Genomic DNA, 21335 nt, shown 5'->3' with positions numbered 1-21335 from the left:
GGAACTGCCCCACTCAAGCCATTCAAGGCTTGAATGGGGCGCCCGGCGACTAGCTATGATCAGGGTGTGTAGATTCCAAGATCGCCAAGATCAATTTCATAGTCGTTCTGGACTTTCTCGTGTTCGCCTTCGAAGTATTCATCCAGATATGAATGCCCAAGGATGAATCTGTCCGGTTTCATCGCGCCGTAGTAGCCGCCATTGGCATTGCTCTGACTGTCGAACAGTACATAGCTTCCCTGCCATCCTGAACCGGACACGCCCCAGCTGATGATGTGATCGATATACGGGGCGAACTTGGTGAACAGTTTGTACATCAGCGCGTACTGATAACCAAGGGCGTCAGACTGCTTGACATTGAGCACCGCGGGAGCGGTCGCGCCACCGCCGGGCGCGTTGGTCGGCAACTTGAGATCCAATTCCGAGAAGGCAATGCCGGACAGAAGGCCTTGGTCAACGAGAGAGGCATAGAGGGCCATGGCATATTGGTTATTGCTGGCGAGCGTCTTGCCAACCGAATCGTGCCCCTGAATGCCGACGTCTTCGATAAGGGGTCTTCCGTCATACAGCGGATCGGAGAGCCATGCGGAGTTCATCGCGCGAACCATGTTGTACACGGTCCTCGCCTTGCTGCGGGTAGCGATGTCGTAGTCGTTGTAGGTCAGCTTCGGAGGATTCGCGACGATATAGGCGTCGATGCTGCCGTCGGCGTCGTGCCCGTCGAGCTTCATATACTCGGGAAGAGATGCGTAGTTCGCTTTGTAAGCCGCCGCCATCCGGGCATTGGGGGCCGCGATATGCGCGTGTTTGAACAGCAAGTAAATGTAGTGCTGGGTGATATCGCCGCCGATGAGCTCATCCGACATTGCCACGAGCCAGTTGGTGTGTTTGAGGCTCGTTCTCCAGTTGTTCGGATCCGTCGGGATGAGCTCGCTGTGGCGGCTTTCGTGGACCTCTTCGTTGAGTACGTCCCATGAGTTGAAGGGGATGACGCCGCGGGACACGCTCGAGCCGTATTTCGTATCCGTGGTCAGGAAGTGCCGCATCACGTACATCGTGTGATTGAACTGCACTCTTCTGACCGTTTCTTTGTCGACGCGAACCTGCGTTGTAACGCCATTGCCCAATCCGTAGAAATCGGTGGTGCCGTTGTATCCGGAAGGAAGGTTCGCGGGGACGATCTGTCTCATCCATGCAGGGGCCTGGTTGTACCAGGCCAGGACATGGCCGTGAGCCTTGTACTGTCCCGGAGCTCCGGAATCGCGGATCGCCAAATAAGAATTGGTCGGGAAATTGTATTCCCCCGTGCCAGGGGCGGTGGTTGCGCCGCTCAGGGCCGCGCCAGTAACGCTTCTTAGCCAGTTCGGGCCGCGCGGATGCGTGCCATCGGCCTTCAGATTGTTGCCATCGACGAAGATTTCATAGTGACGAGCTCTGGTTCCGGTGACTGAGCCGGTGCCGATCGCGCCGACCATGAACAGGCCATTTTCCTTGTTGTAAACGCTCTTCAAAGGAGCCACAACACTCTGGTTTTCCCTGTTGATTACGTTGGGAAGCGGAATGCCGTTGGGATCGGGAGCGGTGATCTTGATGTTGGCGACAAGGAGCATCCCAGTTTCTGCGGGACGACCCGTCTCGCCATGGAGCTCGAGAATGAAGTTCGAGGACGCGCCGGCTGAGGCGTTGATGCTGTGGTGAGCCATCAACCACGTATCGCCGTTGTAGCTGCCAACCCAGTCGGGATTGAGGTTGTTGTATTCGTAACTTCTGAGGTAGCTATCGAGATCGGCGTTGGTATTTCTGACTCTCCACCTCATGAATCTGCCCTGCGCGCTCTTCGGATAGTAGACATCGAACTCGATGGTTGCGCCCGCGGGGACGTTCACACTTGGGGACAACGCAGATTGCATCGTGATTCCGCCGAACGTGCTGGTCCCGTTATGGATGTAATTGATCTGGAGCACATCGGCTTTGCCTTCGCGATCCGCGAAAGGATACGGAATCACCTGGAATGTACCGCCCGCAAAGTCGGCGGGGACACGGCTGTCGAGCGGGGTTCTCGAGCTCCAGACATTGGTGGGCTCGGTCACTGTCACAGGCAACCTGCCCGGGCCCGGATCCAGACGGAAATAGGGATCTGAACCGTCCGCTTTGATCCTGCCACTGAGATCCGCCATTGCGTCCTCGAGGCGAACCATGGCTTCGGCGGCCCAGACGACGGGTGCATTGCGCGCATACTCGAGCGCGTCATCGATAGCTTTGACCTCATTGGCGTACACCCAGGGGAAAGCTCCGTTCACATCGGATCCGTCGTCCGTACGGCTGATCTGGAGCGGGAATTCCTGGTTGCCGGCTCTCAAACCTTCGGCTTGCGTGATGAGCTCGTTCAGTTCAACCATGATTTCGGGATACGGCACGCTGCCGAGAGGAACCAGAAGCGCCTCATCGATGAAAGCCATGTTGATGCTCTTGCCGGACGCTACGTCGTCAAGCAAGTACACAAAGCCACCGTCGCTGGTCCTTTGCTGACCAGATACGGGAGCAACCAGGTAATCCGTGTAGGCGTTAGCCGCCTTGGTGGTTATCGTGAAACTCGCAAACTTCCTGAATACTTTGGGATGGACTTTCAAAAAGCCTCGGTCCCGCTCTTTTGCGTCGAAAATGAAGTAGATGCCGGGAAAGGCGTCGCTATTGGCGTTAGATGTAATCTTCGCTCCGGAAGCGTTGACGCGAGTTGTGTTCGCATGACCTCCGACTTGCATGGCGACACGTTTGTCGGCGTCGCCATTCCAGACAAGTCTCAGTTCGCCTGCGGCCGCGGCGGCCGGGCCGGAGGCTAACGCGAATACGGAAAACAGCGTGATGACTGCGAGGAGGCGGACATCGATTGAGAGTTTCATCTTGGCTTTGCCCCTTGAGGCAACCTCTAAACTCTCGTTTAGAGTCGCCCAATTTTGGTTCGGAATTTGTTTATAAAAATGACAATCACACGGAACACACGTGACCTGAACTGAGCTCTGATGGTGGCGACAGCAAGTGAGTCAGTGTCGTTGCCCTCCTCCAAATGGTTGGACTATCTAACGATGGCGGATGTCACAGGTGGCCCGAAGTAACTCTCCGGCAGCTCGCGATCGCTAATGCCGGCATCCGGGATTGTTACCGCTACCTCATCACGGCGATAACCGACGGAGAGCTTTCTCGGCTTGGACATCGTTCCCCCAACATCTGGTCAATCGAAGCCCGTACCGCATCCGGTTGCGGTTTTCGGCGGCTAACTGGTCCGGCCAGATCTAATAATCTGTCAGACCATACATCGGTAAGTGGTCTTACCGCAAGTCCTCGTGCTAGCGCTACTCATGCCGAATTTGGCTTGGCCGCCGCGCTCTCACGATTTAGGAGTGAGCGCATGATGCGCTCTCCTAGGCTGATGGCACAACGCGGGATAAGTACGAACACAACCACGAGCCAGCTGATGTAATCAGACTGGTCTGACCACTCGAGATGACGTTCCGAGCCGAGTCGCGTCTAAGCGCGCGGCCACGCCGAAGTGTTCAAGAAACCAGTCGACGTAGCGCGTGGTGGCGTCAAGCACTTCTGAAAACGAACGGCCACCGGGCCAACAACCCATAGCCGCGCACCATGGGAGATCGCAGAAAAGCCATTCGTGCCCGTAACGGCGCACGGCTAGCATGCCTCACGGGATGAATGTCTGAGGACGTGCGGTCGGTATGAGAGTCATCGTCATCGGAGCCGGTGTTGTCGGCGCCGCTACGGCTTATTTTCTTGCTCGAGGCGAGCACGAAGTCACGGTGCTCGATCGGCACGGGCGACCTGGCCAGGGGGCGTCCTTCGGCAACGCCGGGCAGCTCTCGTACTCCTATACGGACACGCTGGCCGATGTCGGAATGTTACGCCGCCTGCCCGGCATGCTGCTGGGCCGGGACCGCGGCATGCGCATTCAGCTGGATCTGCCGTTGCTGCCGTGGGGCGTGCGTTTTCTGTGGCGCTGTACGCGACGGCGTGCCGATGCGGCCACGGTCCAGCTCCTGCACCTGGCTGCCAGATCTGCGAACGCCCTCGAGTCGCTGCTGAAGGATGTGCCGCTCGACTTTGGGTATCGCGCCGCTGGCAAGCTCATGATCACCGCGTCGGGGCAGACGCTCGCCGGGCTGCGGCGTCGCGCCGACTTGAAGCGTCAGCACGGCGTGCGTGTGGATATCGTCGATGCGAAAGACAGCCTCGCAATCGAACCGGCGCTCGAAGCATGGCGCAGCCCGATTGCCGGTGCAGCCTACGCCCGAAACGACAGCGCCGGCGATGCGGAGACCTTCACTCGCAGCCTGTGCAATCACTTGATCACGCACGGCCTGGCGCGCGTCATCACTGAAACCGAAGTGCAGAGTCTCGTGCGCCATCGTGGCCGAATCATTGGCGTGCAGACAGCATCGGGGCTGCTCGAAGGCGATGCCGTCGTCATTTGCGCCGGCATTGGCGCGCGCCGGTTGGTTCGTGGGCTGCCGTTGTGTCTCCCGATCTACCCACTGAAGGGCTATAGCCTCACTGCAGCTCCAGGCCCTCGCGCACCGACCGTGAGCTTGACCGACCTCGATCGACGCATCGTCTTCGCCAGTCTCGCAGGTCGCCTGCGCTTGGCCGGCCTCGCCGACTGCGTCGGTGACGACGACAGCATCGACGCTCAGCGCGTGGCGGAGCTGATCCGTCTGGGCAGCGAAGTGTTGCCCGAAGCCGCCCAGTTCGAGGCCGCGCAGCCGTGGGCGGGATTGCGACCAGCAACGCCAAGTAGCTTGCCGCTGGTCGGCCGCACGCGCGTTCCCGGCTTGTTCTTGAACGTCGGTCACGGCGCGCTCGGCTGGACGTTGGCGTGTGGCACGGCTCAACAGCTTGCCGAGCAACTCAACCCATAGCCTCAGGCTGTGCTCTGCGCAGCGATTCGAATGCCTGCCCGGCGCAAGCCCTCCCTATACTCAAATCGGCTCGATCTCTGGGGAAACAATCAATGAAAAAACGTGCGCTGCTGATTCCGTCTTCGCTGGTCACCTTGTGCTGGACGCCGTTCGCTTCGACTCAGGCCGCCGACGCCGGCGCGCCGCAGCTCGAAGAAATCGTGGTGATCGGCTCGAATATTCGCAACGCGGACGCGGATCGGACCTTGCCCGTGACGCTGCTCGATGCCGAAGCCTTGCGCAGCATCGCACCGTCGACGGCCGAGGATTTGATTCAAGCCCTGCCCTTCTCCGGCGCGATGGAATTCAACTCGAGCACACCCAGCCCGAACAAAGCGCGAGGCGATGTTGCCGCCGTCAACCTGCGCGGCCTCGGCTCGGGCAATACATTGGTGCTGTTGAACGGTCGTCGGCTGGCACGCAGCCCCGCCGGCCAACTGATCGACGACGTGCCGGTGCAATCGGTCAACGTCAACGTGATTCCGGTCGGCGGCCTGCAGCGCGTCGAAGTGCTGCGCGATGGCGCCGCCGCGCTGTATGGCTCCGACGCGGTAGCGGGCGTGATGAACTTCGTCACCGATCGCAATTTCGAAGGCTTGTCGCTGAGCGGACAGTTCCTCGACAGCGAGCACACCAGCCAGCAGGAAACCAGCGTCGACGCCCTGTGGGGCACGAGCTTCAACGACGGACGCACGCGACTGACGATCGGCGCGAACTGGTTCAACCGCAAGGCAATGAAGAATTCCGAAACAGCCATCACCGCGAGCGCCGACCGTCGTGCGCTCGCGCCGCGCGGCTTCGAGAACGACGCGCAGTTGAACAACAGCTCCGCGGGCACCCCCTACGGCGAATATCAGGCAGGACGTTTCCTGGGCACCAACTTCGCGCCCGCCTCCGTACGTCGCAATGGCGCGCTGCTGACCACCAGCACCGGCATCTTCCACGTGCAACCGGCGTCCGAATCCGGAGCGCTGGCACCCACGGCGCAGAGCGGCATCTCCATCGACGACGGCAGCCAGACCTTGCGCTATGACTTCACCGCGAACGCGCAGATCGTGCCGGACTCGGATCGATTCAACTTGAGCGCGGGCTTCACGCACGACTTCGATGCCGGCGTCACGTTGTTCGCCGACGCGCTGTTCTACCGCTCGCAATCCGAAAACTACGACGCCGAACAATCCTTCGACAATGGCAACGCCTTCGTCGTGGTGCCGGCCAGCAACTACTGGAATCCCTTCGGCGCGGCGACACTGCCCGATGGCTCGCCAAACCCGAACCGGATCGGCGGATTGAATGCACCGGCCGGCGGCCTCGATGTGCTGGTCCGTCAGTTCCGCGTGCTCGAACTCGGCTCACGCACGATCGAAGTCGATTCGAATCAGCACCACCTCGTGTTCGGGTTGCGCGGCGACAGTGGCGAGTGGAGCTGGGAGACGGCCGGCGTCGTCAGCGAAGCCGAGCACGAAGATCGTCAATACAACCGAGCCTCGAAGACCGCACTCGTCGCGGCCCTCGCCAATTCCACACCCTCGGCACTCAACGTCTTCGGCGGACCGAACGTCAACAACGCTGCGACGCTCGATGCCATTCGCGTCACCGAAGTCAATCGCTTCGAGACTGCGCTGTACAGCTTCGATGCGCGTGCATCGAATGCGTCGCTGTTCGGCATGTGGGGCGGCGACGCGGGCCTCGCCGCAGGCGCCGAGTGGCGACGCGAAGAATTGGTCGAGGATCGCGACCCGCGCCGCGACGGCACGATCACCTTCATCGATCCGACTTTCGGCATCACCGACGGCAGCGACATCGCCGGACTGCCGGCGGTCGCCGACGCAAAAGGGTCGCGCAACATCATCTCCGCCTACTCAGAGCTCGCGCTGCCGCTGGTCGGCGAGCCGAATCGGGTCGCTGGCGTGTATTCGCTGGAAATGCAACTCGCCGCTCGCTTCGAGGACTACAGCGACTTCGGCAGCCTGGTGAAGCCCAAGCTCAGCCTCGCATGGCGCCCGATCGAATCGCTGTTGGTGCGCGCCTCCGCCTCGGAAGGTTTCCAGGCACCCAACCTGTTGCTCACCAGCCGCGGCGAGACGATCACTTCGCGCTCCGGCTTGAATGACGTGTATCGCTCGCAGGTCACAGGCGATCCCGAAGATGCCGGCAACGGCTTCTTCCGCCAGGGCGTGAATCTGGGCAATGACCTGCTCGAGCCGGAGGAATCCGAAAGCTACGCGGTCGGCCTGCAATGGCGGCCATTCGATTCGGTCGAGATCTCGGTGGATCGCTGGTGGGTCAAGACCGACGATGCGATCGCGACGCTGGGCTATCAAACACAGCTCGACCTCGATGCCTCGCTGCGCGCCGCGGGCAGCTCGAATCCGAACGTGATCCGCGACGATTTCATTTCGCCCGAGGACCTGGCCTTGTTCGCCGACCCAGTGCGCAACCCGACGGGCCGCGCGGCGGTGGGTCGTCTGGTCCAGGTCGTCGATCCGTACATCAATGCCGATCGTCGTAACGCTGAAGGTTGGGACCTGGCGGCGAGCTGGCGCATCGACACCGACAATCTGGGCCGCTTTACCTTGCGCGCCGATGCCATGCATCTCACCAAGATCGAGCTGATCAAGGGCGCCCTGGTGCTCGATCGCCTGCGCTTCAACGGCAATCCGGAATGGAAAGTCAGCAGCAGCGTGAGTTGGAATCGTGGCGACTTCGGCGCCACGCTGTTTGCGCGTTGGGTGAGCAGCTTCAGCGAGGACACCGTCAATCAAGACACCACCAATGCCCTGATGACCGTCGAGGACTGGCTCACCGTCGACGCCTCGGTCGACTACCAGATACTCGATTCCTTGCAGTTGCGCCTCGGCGCGAAGAACATCTTCGACGAAGATCCCCCGATCGCCGACGACACCAACACCGGCTACTTCGCGGAATATCACAATCCGCTCGGACGCCTTTACTATCTGCGACTGCAGTATCAATTCAACTAAGGAGCGGCGATGAGCCGACGGATTCGTATCGCGGTGTGGGCCACCTGCATGCTGGCGGCCCACTCAACCCTCGCTGCGCCGTCGGCCACCGCGCCGCCGGCCAACGGCCCGGTCATCGACTTCTACGACAGCGGCATCGTCGAATATAGTGCCGTCTTCCATCCAGTCATCGCACGCGAAGCGATGGTCGCCACTCAGAACGACCTGGCTTCCCACATCGGCCTGGAAGTGCTGGAACGCGGCGGCAATGCGGTGGATGCAGCCGTCGCGGTGGGCTTCGCGCTCGCCGTCGTGCTGCCGCGCGCCGGCAATCTCGGTGGCGGCGGTTTCATGGTGCTGCACATGCCGGAAGACAAGCTCACGACGTCTTTCGACTATCGTGAGACCGCGCCGTCAAACGTGAAGGCGCAGGATTTCCTCGGCCCGGATGGCAAGATCACTGAAGCTGCCAAGGTTTCGTGGCCAGCGGCGGCGGTACCCGGCACGGTTGCCGGCCTGCATCTGGCGTGGTCTCGCTACGGCTCGCGTCCGTGGGCAGAGCTCGTTCAACCGGCAATTCGACTCGCCGAGCGCGGCTTCCCCATCAGTTATGACTTCGCCGGTCTGCTGGAGCTGAAGAAATCCTGGTTGCAGGAAGACGATGCGGTCAAGCGTGCTTACTACCGCACCGACGGCACGGGCTATCGTGCCGGCGAGATCCTTCGCCAACCCGATCTGGCCCGCACGCTGCGTCGTATTGCCCGCTCCGGTCCGCAGGATTTCTATAAAGGTGAAACTGCACGCCGCATCGTTGCGGATATGCAGCAGTTCGGCGGCGGCATTACGGCCGAGGATCTGGCTTCGTACCGCGCGATCGAGCGCCAGCCGATCTCCGGTGAATATCGAGGCTATCGCATCGTCGGCATGGCGCCGCCGAGCTCCGGTGGCATCGGCGTCATTCAAACATTGAACGTGCTGGAACAGTTTCCCGTCGCGGACTGGGGTGCTTCTTCAGCGAAAGCCCTGCACGTCTTGGCCGAAGCCTCGCGATATGTGAGCGCGGACCGTGGCCGGTTTCTCGCCGATGCGGATTTCGTGCCCGTGCCGACCGAGCGGCTCATTTCACGACAACACGCGGAGGAAATCGCGGCACGCATTTCTCCGACCAAGGCGGGATCGGGCGCAGAGATCCGCTCGTTCGTCGGCTCGGGTCTCGACTCGCCTTCGACCACGCACTACTCCATCGTCGATAAACATCGCAACGTGGTATCGAACACGTACACGCTCGGCTTTTCGTTCGGCAACGGACACATGATTCGCGGCACCGGCGTGCTGCTCAACAATTCGACCACGACGTTCTCGATGAGCACGGCACCGGGCCGTTCGCCCCGCCCCAACGATCTGCAAGCGGGCAAGCGCGCGTTGAGCACGCAGGCGCCGACGCTGGTCTTCAAAGATGAGAAGCCCTATCTCGTAACCGGCAGCCCAGGCGGCGCACGCATCATCAGCGCCGTCGCGCAGGTCATCGACAACGTACTGACCCATCATATGAACATTGCAGAAGCCAGCGCCGAGCGGCGCGTGCACGCCGATCTGGATCGCGATGTATTGATGCTCGAGCCCGGCTTCAATCGCGACACCGCCGCGGCGTTACAGGGCCTGGGACATCGCATCGAATGGGCCTACGCGTTCGGCAGCACACAGTCGATCATGATCCAAGGCGACTATTTGTATGGTGCCTCCGATCCGCGCCGGCCGGATGCACTGAGCGCGGGCAAGTAATCGCCGCGCTCACTTCAGGAAGTTGAGGAACGCGGTAATCACCAGCGCATTGGTGAAATCGAGGAAGAACGCGCCCACCAGAGGCGCGACCAGGAACGCACGAGGCGCCGCACCGAACCGTTCGACCAGCGTGCGCATGACGGCCATGGCATTGGCCGTCGTGCCCAGCATGAAGCCGAGGAATCCACCCGCCGTCACGGCGGCATCGTAGTCGCGGCCCATCAACGGAAACACCGGCCACAGCGAGAGCATCGCAACCAGCACGACTTGCACGAGCAGCATCACGATGAGCGGTCCCGCCATCGAGGCGAGCTTGGTGAGATCGAGCGTCATCAGTGCCATCACCAGGAAGAACGACAATGCCACCGCGCCGAGCAGATCCAGCGCCGTGTGCGAGAGCTTCAGCCAACGAGTGCGATCGTCGATGTTACGCAGAATGGCGGCCGCCAGCATGGCGCCGATGTATTCCGGCAATGTCACTCCGAGCGAAGTGATGCCGGCGCTGATCGCCGTGCCGGCCCACATGGCGATGAGCACGGCCGCGACCGTCTTGAGCGCGGTGTGAACCTGCAACGAGTCGTCGCCCAGCGGTTCGGGTTCGGATGCAGGAAGATCGGTGGAGAGTTGCGTCGGCGCCTGCGCCGCTGCATCCGACTGCGCACCGCGCAGCCCGTGGCGCGCAATCAACAGGGATCCGATCGGACCTCCCACCAATCCGCCCAGCACGATGCCCCCCATGGCGGTTGCTACGGCAATCGTGGCCGCACTCTCGATGCCTGCGGCTTCGAACAACGGCGCGAACGCCAGTCCTGTCGCGGGTCCGCCGGTAAGTGTGACCGATCCTGTCAGCACGCCCAGCGCCGGCGGCAATCCGAAACCGAGCGCGAGCGCGATACCCACCAGGTTCTGCACGATGGCGAAGCCTGTCACGAGCGCCAACAGCACGACCACCTGCATGCCGCCCGCACGCAGCAGTGCCAGGCTCGCCGAGAAGCCGAGTGTCGTGAAGAACGCAACCAGCAGCGGGCGCTGTAACGTGGTATCGAACGTCGCCTCCGGCCAATCGTTGGTGCGCGCTACGACGATCGCCAGCGCCGCCAGCAAACCGCCGATCACCGGCGCTGGGATATTGAGGCGCGCGAGCCCGGGAATCGTGTGCTGTAAGAAATATCCAAGGAACAACAGGCAGGCGCACAGCGCCAGTGTTTCCACCAATCCGAATGTCATGGACCGACCACCACGCTGCTGACTGTACCTTCGCGTCTCGAATCGGCCGCACCGAGCATCGTTCCATCGGCCTGTCGCCACAATCCATGCAGGCCCGATTCCTCACCTTTCGGAGGACGAAGCTCGAGACCGAGCTTCGCAAGTTGCTCCACGACGCCTGGCGCGAACTTGTCTTTCTCCGCCACGACTTCGCCACCACGCGCGATCAGATTCGGCAGTTCGACCGCAGATCGAAGATCCATGCCCCAAGCCAACGTCGCGAGCAAGGTCTTGCCGTTGTAGGCGGGAATCGCATTGCCACCCGGAGAACCGAGCGCCGCGACGAACTGCCCCTGAAGGTCGAGCACGACGATGGGCGCCATCGAAGAACGAGGCCGTTTGCCGCCCGCCACGGCGTTGGCGGCTGGCCGCTCGCCATCGCGTGGATTCAGCGAGAAGTCGGTCATCTGGTTGTTGAGCACGAAGCCGCCAACGGTGCGACCCGAGCCGAAATAGGTCTCGACGGTCGTGGTCATGGAGACCACCATGCCGCTGGCATCGCTAATGACGAAATGGCTCGTGCCCGCCGCCTCCCGAGTTGCATCGTCACCGACTCGACCCGCCAGAAACTCACCGGCGGCTGGCATCACACTCACATCGCGATCGATCAATCGTGCACGCGACGCGATGTAGTCGGGCGCCAGCAGCTCGCTCACAGGCACATCGACAAAGCGAGGATCGGCCACGTAGCGATCGCGATCCGAGTACATCAACCGGCTCGCCTGCGCGAACAGCAGCCATGCGCGCGGATCATTCGGGCCGCGTTGCTCGATATCGGTACGTTCGAGCAAGGCCAGCAGTTGCAAAACGCCGATGCCGCTCGACGGCGGTGGCGGCACGCAGACTTGATGCGCCCAGACGATTCGACACAACGGCGCGACTTCCTCGACCGTATAGTTCGCCAGATCAGCCTCGGTCATGGCACCGCCGAGCGGCTCGGCTCGGGTGCGAGCAACGATCTGCTTCGCCAATGGTCCTTCATACAAGGCATCGGCGCCGGTCGTTGCGAGCGTTTGCAGCGTACTCACGTAAGCGGGATTGCGAAAGCGATCACCCGCTTGCAACGCAGTGCCGTCCGGCCTCGCAAACAATTTGCGCACGTCGGCCGTCTGCACCTGCGGATACGAGCCGTTCAAGTAACGCGCCATGCGAGGCGAGACTTCGAACCCTTCGCCGGCGAGACGGATGGCGGGCTCGAATGTTTCAGCCCAAGGTCGCCGCCCGAACTTGCCGTGCGCGCGTTCCAGCAAACGCATCACTCCCGGCACCCCGGTCGCTCGTCCGGAAAGCACCGCAGATGCGCGCGGCAGCGTTGTATCTGCCGTCGACATGAACATGTCGGCCTGCGCCGCCGCTGGTGCCGTTTCCCGACCGTTGAACGCGCTCACCTGACGCGTGCTCGGGTCATACACCAGTAGAAAAGCGCCACCGCCAATGCCTGAGCTTTGCGGCTCGGTGAGCCCCAGCATCACCTGGACTGCGATGGCGGCATCTACCGCACTCCCACCGTTACGCAGAACCTCGAGCCCGGCCGCGACCGCATGCGGATTCGCGGCCGCGACCCAGCCTGCTCCAGTCGTGGACGCCGATGGCTTCGCGACCGATGAGGCACAGGAGGCAAGCACGACGGCCAGGCACGCCGTCGACAGGGCACGGAGCGCGAAGCTCATGGATCTAGATGACAGTCGCATTCCTCGCATCATCGCCAAGCCTGGCGCGAGCGTCCAAGTCCGATCCACTCATGCGCCATAGCGTGAGGCTATGCCCGCTGGGTTTCGGCCAGCACGGTTTGCAGCGTGGCCATGAACCGCCCAGCCATCACCGACAGCGGCCGATCCTCCAGATGTACCGCGTGGATGTTGAAGCGCAACGCCGGCTCCAGTGCGCGAAAGTCCAGTGCGTCCGGACCAGCCTGCGAAGCACTGGCACGCGCCGTCAGCTCATCGACAACAGCAATGGCCGCGCCGAAACGCACCAGCGCCGCGGCCAGATAGAACGTTTGCACGGACACGACTTCCTGCACGCGCAGATTCCGCTGCGCCAACGCCGCCCCGAACAGGTCGCCGACTGGACCACTGGCCGACAATCCCACGATGTCTCGATTGCGCAGCCACGACAGTTCCAACCGGGGCGGCAGCGCGGGAAACTGCTCGCGCCGATACAAGATCACCACTTCGCCCTGGCCGATGGTGGTCGACTTCAATTGCGGATGCGGCGGCAGATCGTAGGCGAACGCAGCCTCGCAGCTACGCTCGAACAAAGCCCGCTCCACGTCATTGTGGTGCAGGGTCATGATCTCGAATGTCACTTCCGGGTGTTGCTCGCGGAACCGCGAGATCGCCGCCGGCGCAATTCCCAATCCCAGCGCCGGCAGCACCGCCAGTCGCAGATGGCCGCTCTTGCCACCGCGCAGATTGCGAGCCGTGCGCCGCATGGAGCCGAGGCGTTGCTGAATATCAGCGGCCTCGCGAAACAATACATGCGCATCGTCGGTCGGCACGAGCCGACCTTTCACCCGTTTGAACAAGACGAACCCGAGCTGGTCCTCGGCGTGCTTCAGCAATTTGCTGAGCGAAGGCTGCGAGATGCTGAGCGCACGCGCGGCCGTGCTGATCGACCCGTTGACGTAGATGGCATGGAAGGCTTCGATGTGGCGTGCGCGCATGGATCGAAAGCATAGCTCAACGGACCGATCAGCCGCGGTAACTCCTTCAGATCAGGGTCATGGATCCGGTGACTGCACCATGGCGCTGCCACCACCGCGACGCCAGGCTTCCGAAACTGCACGCACCTTGTTGTTCGGCAGGAACTCCACCGCATTCACCGCACCGGTGCCGTAGGTGAGTCCGCTGATGTCGAACAGCTGACCGCGATCGAGCAGATCGTCGTACTCGGGGATCAGCGCGAACTCCGGCTCCACCAGCGTGTGGCCGAACGCGCTGGTATTTCGCTGCGTGGCACGAGGGGACTCCACTGCGACCGGCAGGCTCATCCCGAAGTCGAGCCGGTTGAGCAGGACCTGCAGCACTGTCGTGATAATGGTCTCGCCGCCGGGCGAGCCGATCGCCAGCACCGGATTGCCGTTTTGGAACACCATGGTCGGCGACATGCTGCTCAAGGGACGCATGCCCGGGCGCGGCCCGTTCGGATGCCCCACTGGAGACTTGGAGGGCACGCGCGTGTTGAGCTCGTTATTGAGAATGAAGCCGTAGCCCGGCACGACCGCGCCATTGCCGCCGATGGAGTTGAGCGTGTGCGTGTAGGCGACGATGTTGCCGTCGCTATCGGCCGTGGTGAGATGGATCGTCGACGAGCCGTCGTCGCCACCGCCGCCGCCGCTTTCCATGACATCGAGGTCGTACACCGCGAGATCGTCGATATCGAACGAGCCACCCGTTACGCCTGTGCCGCCAGTGTTCTCCAACGCGCCGATCAGCAGCTTGCCCGGTGCAGTCACGTCGGCATTGGACAGCTCGCCGAGCCAGGTCAGCGGCTCAGGAGAACCATCAGCCCAGATGCGCACTTTCATCGTCGCGCCTTCCACGCGGAATCGCAGCCATTGCCACGCGCTCGTGCGTGTATGCGCCAGCGTGCGAAGCGCAAAGGCACCGTTACTCTGCCTCACACGAAACATCCGCACTTGATCCACGTCGGACTGGATCTCGATGCCATAACCATTGTGCGGCGAGCCGAGTGAATTCCAGCTGTCGGCGCGCAACCAGAAGCGCAGGCTGCGATCGTCGGTGAGATCGTTCATGCGGAAGCGTACCAATAGCTCGCTGCTGGTCAGCGGCGCCATGTCGGCCGTAGCGCGTGCGTATGCGTACTGCGTCTTGTCGAGATAGATACGCCCCGCATTGGATTGCACATTGATCGAGGCGCCGACGCCCGGATTGCTGTTGCCCGTGCCGAACTGCGTCGTGAACTGTCCGGTCGAATCCCAGGTCGCACCATTGGACGCGGTGAAATTGCTCGAGAACGCGACCGGCTTCAGGTCCGTTACAAACATGTCGTCGACACGGAATCCTCCGCCGCTCGTCGCTGTGTTGCCGAGCTCGATCAGCGCCGTGAGGAATCCGCCCGGGGCAGTCACCGATGTGTCCGTCATCGTGTGGGTCCAGGTGTGGCGCGGCTCATTGTCGCCTTCATCCCAGAAGCGAACGCTGAGCTGGTCGCCTTCGACACGGAACCGCAGCCACTGCCAATCCAGCGAGCGTGCATGCGTAAACGAAGCAAGCGCGAACACTGCGTTGCCGTTGCGCGTGCGGATGATGCGCACCGTGTCGCTCGATGAGCTGATCTCGACGGCATAACCGTTGAACGGCGACGTCGTTGCGTTCCAACCGTCGGCACGCAGCCAGAAGCGCAGGCGACGATCTCCCGTCAGGCTGTCCGGCTGGAATCGCACCAGCAGCTCGGTGTCCGGCGCGGCATCCATCTGCGAGGCAGCGCGGACATAGGAAAACTGCGCTGAGGTGATTTGCATATCACCGCTCTGATCCAACACCTCGATCGACTCGCTCGCGGAGCGCGTTTCGGACACGAACTGGCCACCGGAATCCCACGAAGCACCGTTGGTCAGACCCGTGAAATCGAATGTGACCGCGCCGGCGCCATCAGCTGGCAACGGCCTGGCTTTGAGCAACGGGTTGGCATGGAAGGGCCATGGATCGGACGCAGCGACGAAGCGCTGCGTGCCTCGATCCTGGATGTGCTGACGAACGTGCTCCGCATAGTTCTCCGAGAGCAGGCCGGCGACCGGCATTGGGTTGGCGTAGGTCAGCGGATCGCCCAGGTAAGCCGAGCGATCGGCGAACGCGCGCCGCGACGTTTCGAGGTAGTAATGCAACGCCTGCTCGCGCGGCAAACTAGCCATTGGATAGCCTTCGAGCACGTTGAGCATTTCACCGATCGTCGTGCCGCCGGAAGAGGACGGTGGCGGGCCATACACGTCGTAACCGCGATAGTTGACGCGCAGCGCTGCGTACTCCGGAACGGAATAGCTGCTCAGATCGGAGGTGAGCATGTTGCCGGGCTGCACGTAGAACGGAATGGGCGCGCCCGTCGTGCGCACCGGCGGCGAATTCACAGTGGCAACGATCGCACTCGCAACCGCGCCGCTGTAGAACGCGCTGCTGCCGCTGGTCGCGATCAGCTGATACATATCGGCCAGATCCTGATTGGTCACCAGCGTACCGACCGCCGGCACACTGCAATCGGAATTCAAGTAGATGGCGATGGTCGAGGTGAACGCGCACAGGCGCTGCTGATTCTCGGTGACCTCGCGGATGTAATTGGCGTCCGCATAGAAGCCGTCCTCGGCCACGTCGATGGCGGGCTGCAGAATCTGCGCCAGTGTCACCGATCCCGAGCCATACAGCGTGACCGCCTTCTCCCACGCCTTGACGACGCCGGGCACGCCGACTGCAGCGCCGCTGTTGTTACGCACGGCCTCGCCGTATTCCTCGCCGCTGACCGGATCGATAAATGTTTCCTCGTCAAACGAGGCCGGCGCGCTGCTGCGATGATCCAGCACCAACACGCGATCGTCATCGGCCAGGTAGATTTGCATGTAGCCGCCGCCACCGATGCCCCCGGAGAATGGCCGGACCACGCCTTGAACCGCGGAGGCTGCGACAGCCGCGTCTACCGCGTTTCCGCCTGCGTTAAGAATCGTGATTGCCGCTTGCGTGGCCAGCGGATGTTCGGTCGCGACCGCGCCGCCGGAGCCGGTCGCAGTTGGCGACTGCGAATACCAAGGTAGTCGATCCGCACTGGCGGTACTAGCAAAGCTCGCCAGCGTCATCGCCAGCGAGATTGCCAGGGTCGAACGAGATAGGTGCCTGCTCCTCATTTCGCGTGCTCCCTGACTGATGATGCGGGAGCCTCGCGCACGGACGCGGAATCCGTCCAATTCGAAGATGCGGGAACGGTATGGGGTCAGGCTATGGGGGTCATGGGATCGCGGCGATGACGGCGATCTCGACGAGGCACTCGGGCCGTGCAAGCCGCGCCTCGACCGTCGCCCTCGCCGGCGCACAGCCGCTCGCAACCCAGGCGTCCCACATCTCATTCATCTCCGCGAATGCCTCAATGTCTGCGAGCCAGATGGATGCCGACAGCAAGTGCTCTTTGTTCGTCCCCGCCTCGGCCAGGAGCCGATCGATCTGCTCTAGGACGAATCGGGTTTGTTCACCGACCGTCCGTTCGGTCGCGCCCACGGGCACGACCTGACCGGCTAGATACGCGATTCCGCCATGCGTTACGACCTGACTCATGCGCCGACCGCTTTGGATACGTTTGATCGTCATCGATGTCTCCTCCCGAAAGTCACGGATAGTCTGCGCGACAGCTCCGCGCCCTGCGATTCGGGCCGTGCGCGCACGCGAGCAGAGTTGCGCGTGCTGCGTGATGCGGTCCAATTCAAATACTCCGATCGGGTATAGGGACAGGCTATGGCAGCGAGCCCGTAGCCCGCACGCGATCGGTGTAGCCACGCTGATACTGCTGCTGCTCGCAGGTTACGGCATCGCTCGCACGCAGCGACTTGGGCGCGCTGGCGTCTACATAGAAACGATCTGCCTTCGACCTGAGACGTGTTCTTCAAATGCCGCTCGCGGTAAGCAGTTTCCGCACACATGGCGCCGAGGCGCGATGGAAACTCAGGGAGGGGGACCGAAAATCCTCGTGACCCAGTCTTAACCGCCGCTCACAAAAATTCCGGGCCTATGCGCGATTCCTCTGCAAACCGACGCCTCGTCGACTGGTTCAACCAGTGGCGTTCGCCTTTGCGTAAGTTCTTGATTCGGCGGAACGCTCGGTCGCGTGCTGAGGTCGACGACATCTCCCAGGAAGTGTTCCTGAGGCTGCTTCGCTACAACCAGGCCGAGCTGGTCCAGCATCCCCAGGCCTACCTTTTCAAGATGGCCTCGAACGTCGCCGCCGAGTGGTCGATCGCGGCCCGCTCCCGCCGGCCGCACGACTCGAAGTGGCTTGCGGAGCTGCATACCGGCGACCTTCCCGAAGACGCCGCGGCTCGGGCCAAAGCCGAAGAGGAGATGGAGCGAGCCATCAACACGCTGCCGCCCCGTCAGCGGGAAGTCCTGAAGCTGCAATTTTACGAGGGCTTGGGCTACGCGGAGATCGCCGAACGACTCGGCATCACGCCGCGCGCCGTCAAGCGCAGTGTCATCAAGAGCTACCAGAAATTGAGAAGCGAGCTGAATCCGGAATATTTGAGAGCAGGCAGTTATGGACGCGATTGAACGACGAAGACGCGCCGGCAAGGAGGCGGCCGAATGGTGGACGGAAATGCAGTCGGCCGACATGTCGCTGGAGCGTCGCGAAGCCTTCGTCGAATGGCTGCGCGAATCGGCGCTGCACGTGTCCGAGATGCTGCACGTCGTGGAAATGCACGACGGGCTCGCACATTTCAAGCGCTGGAGCCACATCGGCACCGCAGGCTCCGAGCAGGACGACGACAGCGATACGGTGGTCGAGTTCTCCTCTATCGCCGCCCGTCCGACCGCATCGTCCAGCCGATACGAAACGACGCAGACGGACAAGAGGCATTGGTTGCAGCGTGCGCCGTATGTCGCCGGCATCGCCGCATCGTCGCTGCTGGTACTCGGCATCAGCCTGTGGCTGAGCATGAGCGGACAGACGATCGAGACCGAGCGCGGCGAACGCCGTGAGCTGGCGCTTTCCGACGGCAGCGTGTTGCAAGTGGACCCCGAGACCAAGATGCGAGTGAAGCTGCATGACAGCTCGCGACGCCTCGTCATCCTGGAGCACGGTCGCGCGCTGTTCCGGGTAGCGAAGGATCCCGAACGCCCCTTCATGGTTCGAGCGAACGGCACGATCGCTCGCGCGGTCGGCACCTCCTTCGCCGTCGAGACACAGATGCAGGACGTGATCGTCACCGTCGCCGAAGGCAAGGTCGCGGTCTCCGTTCCGCCCCTGCCCGGCTCCGACAACGTCGAACCCGAGATCGCGGCGATGCTGATTGCCGATCAGCAGTTGACGGTGGGCGGCTCCGGCGCGTCGCCGAGCGTGCGTAAAGTCGATAGCGAGCGCGAGCTGGCATGGGCCAGCGGGCGCCTGGTGTTCGAGCACACGCCCCTGCCGCGCGTGTTGCACGAGTTCAATCGTTACAACCGCGTCCAGATGCGCGTCGACGACGCCGAGCTGGCGCAACGGCGCATCAGCGGCACGTTCAACGCCTCCGATCCGGATTCTTTTCTGGCCTTCATCCGCACCGTGGCCAAAGTCGATGTGGTCCGCGACAACGCACGCAACCTCGTCATCACGCCGGGCGGATGATCTTTACTGAACCGCTAACGAAGGAGGTCACGCACTCACCACCGTACGAGGCACATGGACGGCTGTGGCCACGGCCTGCACCGAGGGGGAAATCAAGCAGCGCCGAGGTCTGTTGAACCCAATGATTTGGAGACGAAGTAATGACGCGATCCTCTGATAATCCAAAATCGCTGCCTCCCTTCGCGACCATGCGCGCCTTCGAGGCCGTCGGCCGGCTTTGCGGGGTGAGGCGCGCTGCCCAGGCCTTGAAACTGGATCACGCCGTCGTGAGTCGCCACGTACGCACGCTCGAAGAATGGGCCGGGGTGCGTCTGATCCATCGGGTCGATGGCAAGACCGTGCTGACCGAGGAAGGTGCCCGCTATCACGCGCGCATTTCCACCGCACTGGCCGAACTCAACGATGCCAGCAACGAGCTCCTGCTTCGCAACGACGAGTCGAGCCTGAGCATCTGCTGTGTGCCGGGGTTTGCGTTCGAGTGGCTGATCCCGCGCCTGGGCGCCTTCCAGGCCGCCAATCCCAACGTGAAGCTGGAGCTGCACGCGACCGATGAAGGCCCGGACTTCTCTCGTTACGAAGCGAACGTCGATATCCGCTACGTGCCCGGCGACCAGCCGGCGACACGAACCAGTGTGAGCGGCGTGCGCAGCTTCGAAATCTCCCGGCCGCCCGTGTTTGCGGTGGCCAGTCCGGAATGTGCCGCACGACTGTCGTATGTGAGCACGCCAGCGAGCTTGCTCGACGCGCCGCTGCTGCACGAAGAGAACGAGAGCCAGTGGCACTTGTGGTTCTCGGAGCACGGTGTCGCTACGAACGACCTCGCACTCTCGGGCCCGCGACTGTGGCATGCCCACATGACGTTGCAAGCCGCACGTCGCGGCCAGGGCGTGGCGCTCGCAAACCCGTTCCTGCTCGGCGACGACTTGAACGCCGGCCGGCTGGTGCGCCTGCCTGCGGACTACGATCGCGAAGTGACTTTGGGAAGTTATGTTTTTCTGGCGCGCGCCGACCAGTGGCAAACGCCCGCGGTGGTCCGCTTCCGGTTGTGGTTGAAAGATGCCGCCATCATCAGTCATCTGGGCAGGGCGACGCTAGCCTTGCGAGCCACGCGGGAACCGACAGCGATCGCCGTCTAACGTCGCTTTCACTCAACGGTCGTACCCACGCAGTCAGGGTGCGACCGTTTTTTCTTTCATGGCCGCTTTATCAAGGATTGACCTCGAGTGTCACGCGGCCGAGCTCGGTCTTGCCTTCCACCGTGCTCTGCACCTTGAGCGTCGCGGGCCACTCGAAAGGAATGCGCAACAACTCGCGGCCGCCGTTCTCACGCGCCGCTTCCAGCGTCAGGTTGTATTTGCCGGGGGCCAATGTGCCGAGCGGCGCCGCCCCGGCTTTGAAGATCAGCCTGTGTTCGCCAACGGGTCGCGTCGCGCCGGTGACGGCATCGATCGGCATGGCCGGCGCTACTCGTAAGCTCGAAGGGCTCGATCCCGTGCGGGTCGCACCGGTGTACGCAGCGATCGGTGTCGCCGCTTCCTTGCCGCCACGGCGCCACCATTGCCGCAGATCCTTCAGCCACTGGGTTCCATCGTCTTTCTCGGGATCGATCTGGTACCACACCGCCAGATTGCGCAGGACCCTCTGCTCCTCGGCTTTCTCGATCCAGATGACCACGAACGGCCGGTGATACTCCGCCACTGCGATGCGCGGAATGCGGACCTTCACGGTGAGGTCGGCGCTGTGAGCCAGCCCGGCGAGCAGCCCCAACATCAGCAGCAGGAACTTGGTCATCGGATCACGCTGTACTCAGAATTGATAAGTGAGCCCGGCTCGCAGGACGCGGCCGAGCTTGTCCCATCGTCCGTTCTGCGAGCGCGAATACACATAGCCCAGCCCCGACGTGCCCGATCTGCGGCGTTCAGCTCGGGGGTTCTTTTTCGTTTGAAACAGGTTCCTGACATTTGAAGAACAGGCGGGCGTCGCCGCGACCGCCGAGCAAGCCGCTCAGTCGATAGGAGATCGAAGCGTCGAAATAGGT

The 21335-nt window shown here is 62.4% G+C and carries 13 protein-coding genes; 6 read left to right on the top strand and 7 right to left on the bottom strand.

Annotated elements, in window-relative coordinates:
- Window positions 1-59: 59 nt before the first annotated feature.
- Complete coding sequence (locus tag D0550_RS33970; RefSeq protein WP_116813645.1) at window positions 60-2900, bottom strand: endo-1,4-beta-xylanase; 2841 nt, start codon at window positions 2898-2900, stop codon at window positions 60-62.
- An 828-nt stretch (window positions 2901-3728) separates the two neighbouring features.
- Between D0550_RS33970 and D0550_RS33965 the strand changes: the two genes are divergently transcribed.
- The 3 genes from D0550_RS33965 to ggt (D0550_RS33955) all read left to right on the top strand — a co-directional run bounded on the left by D0550_RS33965 (window position 3729) and on the right by ggt (D0550_RS33955) (window position 9709).
- Window positions 3729-4925, top strand: a complete 1197-nt coding sequence (locus D0550_RS33965) for an FAD-dependent oxidoreductase (protein WP_116813644.1) — start codon at window positions 3729-3731, stop codon at window positions 4923-4925.
- Between the two features lie 92 nt (window positions 4926-5017).
- Window positions 5018-7948: a TonB-dependent receptor domain-containing protein gene (locus D0550_RS33960; protein WP_116813643.1), complete on the top strand. Its 2931-nt coding sequence runs from the start codon at window positions 5018-5020 to the stop codon at window positions 7946-7948.
- Window positions 7949-7957: 9 nt separating this feature from the next.
- Window positions 7958-9709 (top strand): gamma-glutamyltransferase, encoded by a 1752-nt coding sequence (gene ggt / locus D0550_RS33955; protein WP_116813642.1) that lies wholly within the window; start codon window positions 7958-7960, stop codon window positions 9707-9709.
- Window positions 9710-9718: 9 nt separating this feature from the next.
- Here ggt (D0550_RS33955) and gltS read toward each other — a convergent pair whose 3' ends face one another.
- From gltS to D0550_RS33930, 5 genes are all read right to left on the bottom strand, one after another.
- Window positions 9719-10936 (bottom strand): sodium/glutamate symporter, encoded by a 1218-nt coding sequence (gene gltS / locus D0550_RS33950; protein ID WP_116813641.1) that lies wholly within the window; start codon window positions 10934-10936, stop codon window positions 9719-9721.
- Window positions 10933-12645, bottom strand: coding sequence for a gamma-glutamyltransferase (ggt, locus tag D0550_RS33945; protein WP_206606722.1), 1713 nt, complete (start codon window positions 12643-12645; stop codon window positions 10933-10935). Before ggt (D0550_RS33945) ends, gltS begins: the two co-directional genes overlap by 4 nt.
- Window positions 12646-12734: 89 nt before the next feature.
- Window positions 12735-13640: a LysR family transcriptional regulator gene (locus D0550_RS33940; RefSeq protein ID WP_116813638.1), complete on the bottom strand. Its 906-nt coding sequence runs from the start codon at window positions 13638-13640 to the stop codon at window positions 12735-12737.
- A gap of 57 nt (window positions 13641-13697) precedes the next feature.
- Entirely contained in the window at window positions 13698-16829 is a 3132-nt protein-coding gene (locus D0550_RS33935; protein WP_161966218.1) for a gamma-glutamyltransferase, read from the bottom strand.
- Between the two features lie 100 nt (window positions 16830-16929).
- Window positions 16930-17286 carry a RidA family protein gene (locus tag D0550_RS33930; protein WP_116813655.1) on the bottom strand — a complete coding sequence of 119 codons (357 nt, stop codon included), beginning with the start codon at window positions 17284-17286 and terminating at the stop codon, window positions 16930-16932.
- 327 nt (window positions 17287-17613) lie between these two features.
- Here D0550_RS33930 and D0550_RS33925 point away from each other — a divergent pair, with 327 nt between their 5' ends.
- The 3 genes from D0550_RS33925 (at window position 17614) to D0550_RS33915 (ending at window position 20433) form a co-directional block, all read left to right on the top strand.
- Complete coding sequence (locus tag D0550_RS33925; RefSeq protein WP_116813635.1) at window positions 17614-18240, top strand: RNA polymerase sigma factor; 627 nt, start codon at window positions 17614-17616, stop codon at window positions 18238-18240.
- Complete coding sequence (locus tag D0550_RS33920) at window positions 18227-19297, top strand: FecR family protein (protein ID WP_116813634.1); 1071 nt, start codon at window positions 18227-18229, stop codon at window positions 19295-19297. The genes D0550_RS33925 and D0550_RS33920 overlap by 14 nt, the downstream gene beginning before the upstream one ends.
- 140 nt (window positions 19298-19437) lie before the next feature.
- A complete protein-coding gene (locus D0550_RS33915) occupies window positions 19438-20433 on the top strand; it encodes a LysR substrate-binding domain-containing protein (protein WP_116813633.1) in 996 nt (331 codons plus the stop codon).
- Between the two features lie 70 nt (window positions 20434-20503).
- Here the strand turns inward: D0550_RS33915 and D0550_RS33910 are convergent, their stop codons facing one another.
- A complete protein-coding gene (locus D0550_RS33910) occupies window positions 20504-21088 on the bottom strand; it encodes a DUF2271 domain-containing protein (protein WP_116813631.1) in 585 nt (194 codons plus the stop codon).
- Window positions 21089-21335: the final 247 nt, after the last annotated feature.

The organism is Steroidobacter cummioxidans (assembly GCF_003104955.1).
This window is presented reverse-complemented; position numbering and strand designations above follow the sequence as displayed.

Coding starts and splice junctions, on each gene's coding strand:
- D0550_RS33970 (WP_116813645.1), bottom strand. CDS start 2,900: ATGAAACTCTCAATCGATGTCCGCCTCCTCGCAGTCATCACGCTGTTT.
- D0550_RS33965 (WP_116813644.1), top strand. CDS start 3,729: ATGAGAGTCATCGTCATCGGAGCCGGTGTTGTCGGCGCCGCTACGGCT.
- D0550_RS33960 (WP_116813643.1), top strand. CDS start 5,018: ATGAAAAAACGTGCGCTGCTGATTCCGTCTTCGCTGGTCACCTTGTGC.
- ggt (WP_116813642.1), top strand. CDS start 7,958: ATGAGCCGACGGATTCGTATCGCGGTGTGGGCCACCTGCATGCTGGCG.
- gltS (WP_116813641.1), bottom strand. CDS start 10,936: ATGACATTCGGATTGGTGGAAACACTGGCGCTGTGCGCCTGCCTGTTG.
- ggt (WP_206606722.1), bottom strand. CDS start 12,645: ATGAGCTTCGCGCTCCGTGCCCTGTCGACGGCGTGCCTGGCCGTCGTG.
- D0550_RS33940 (WP_116813638.1), bottom strand. CDS start 13,640: ATGCGCGCACGCCACATCGAAGCCTTCCATGCCATCTACGTCAACGGG.
- D0550_RS33935 (WP_161966218.1), bottom strand. CDS start 16,829: ATGAGGAGCAGGCACCTATCTCGTTCGACCCTGGCAATCTCGCTGGCG.
- D0550_RS33930 (WP_116813655.1), bottom strand. CDS start 17,286: ATGACGATCAAACGTATCCAAAGCGGTCGGCGCATGAGTCAGGTCGTA.
- D0550_RS33925 (WP_116813635.1), top strand. CDS start 17,614: ATGGCGCCGAGGCGCGATGGAAACTCAGGGAGGGGGACCGAAAATCCT.
- D0550_RS33920 (WP_116813634.1), top strand. CDS start 18,227: ATGGACGCGATTGAACGACGAAGACGCGCCGGCAAGGAGGCGGCCGAA.
- D0550_RS33915 (WP_116813633.1), top strand. CDS start 19,438: ATGACGCGATCCTCTGATAATCCAAAATCGCTGCCTCCCTTCGCGACC.
- D0550_RS33910 (WP_116813631.1), bottom strand. CDS start 21,088: ATGACCAAGTTCCTGCTGCTGATGTTGGGGCTGCTCGCCGGGCTGGCT.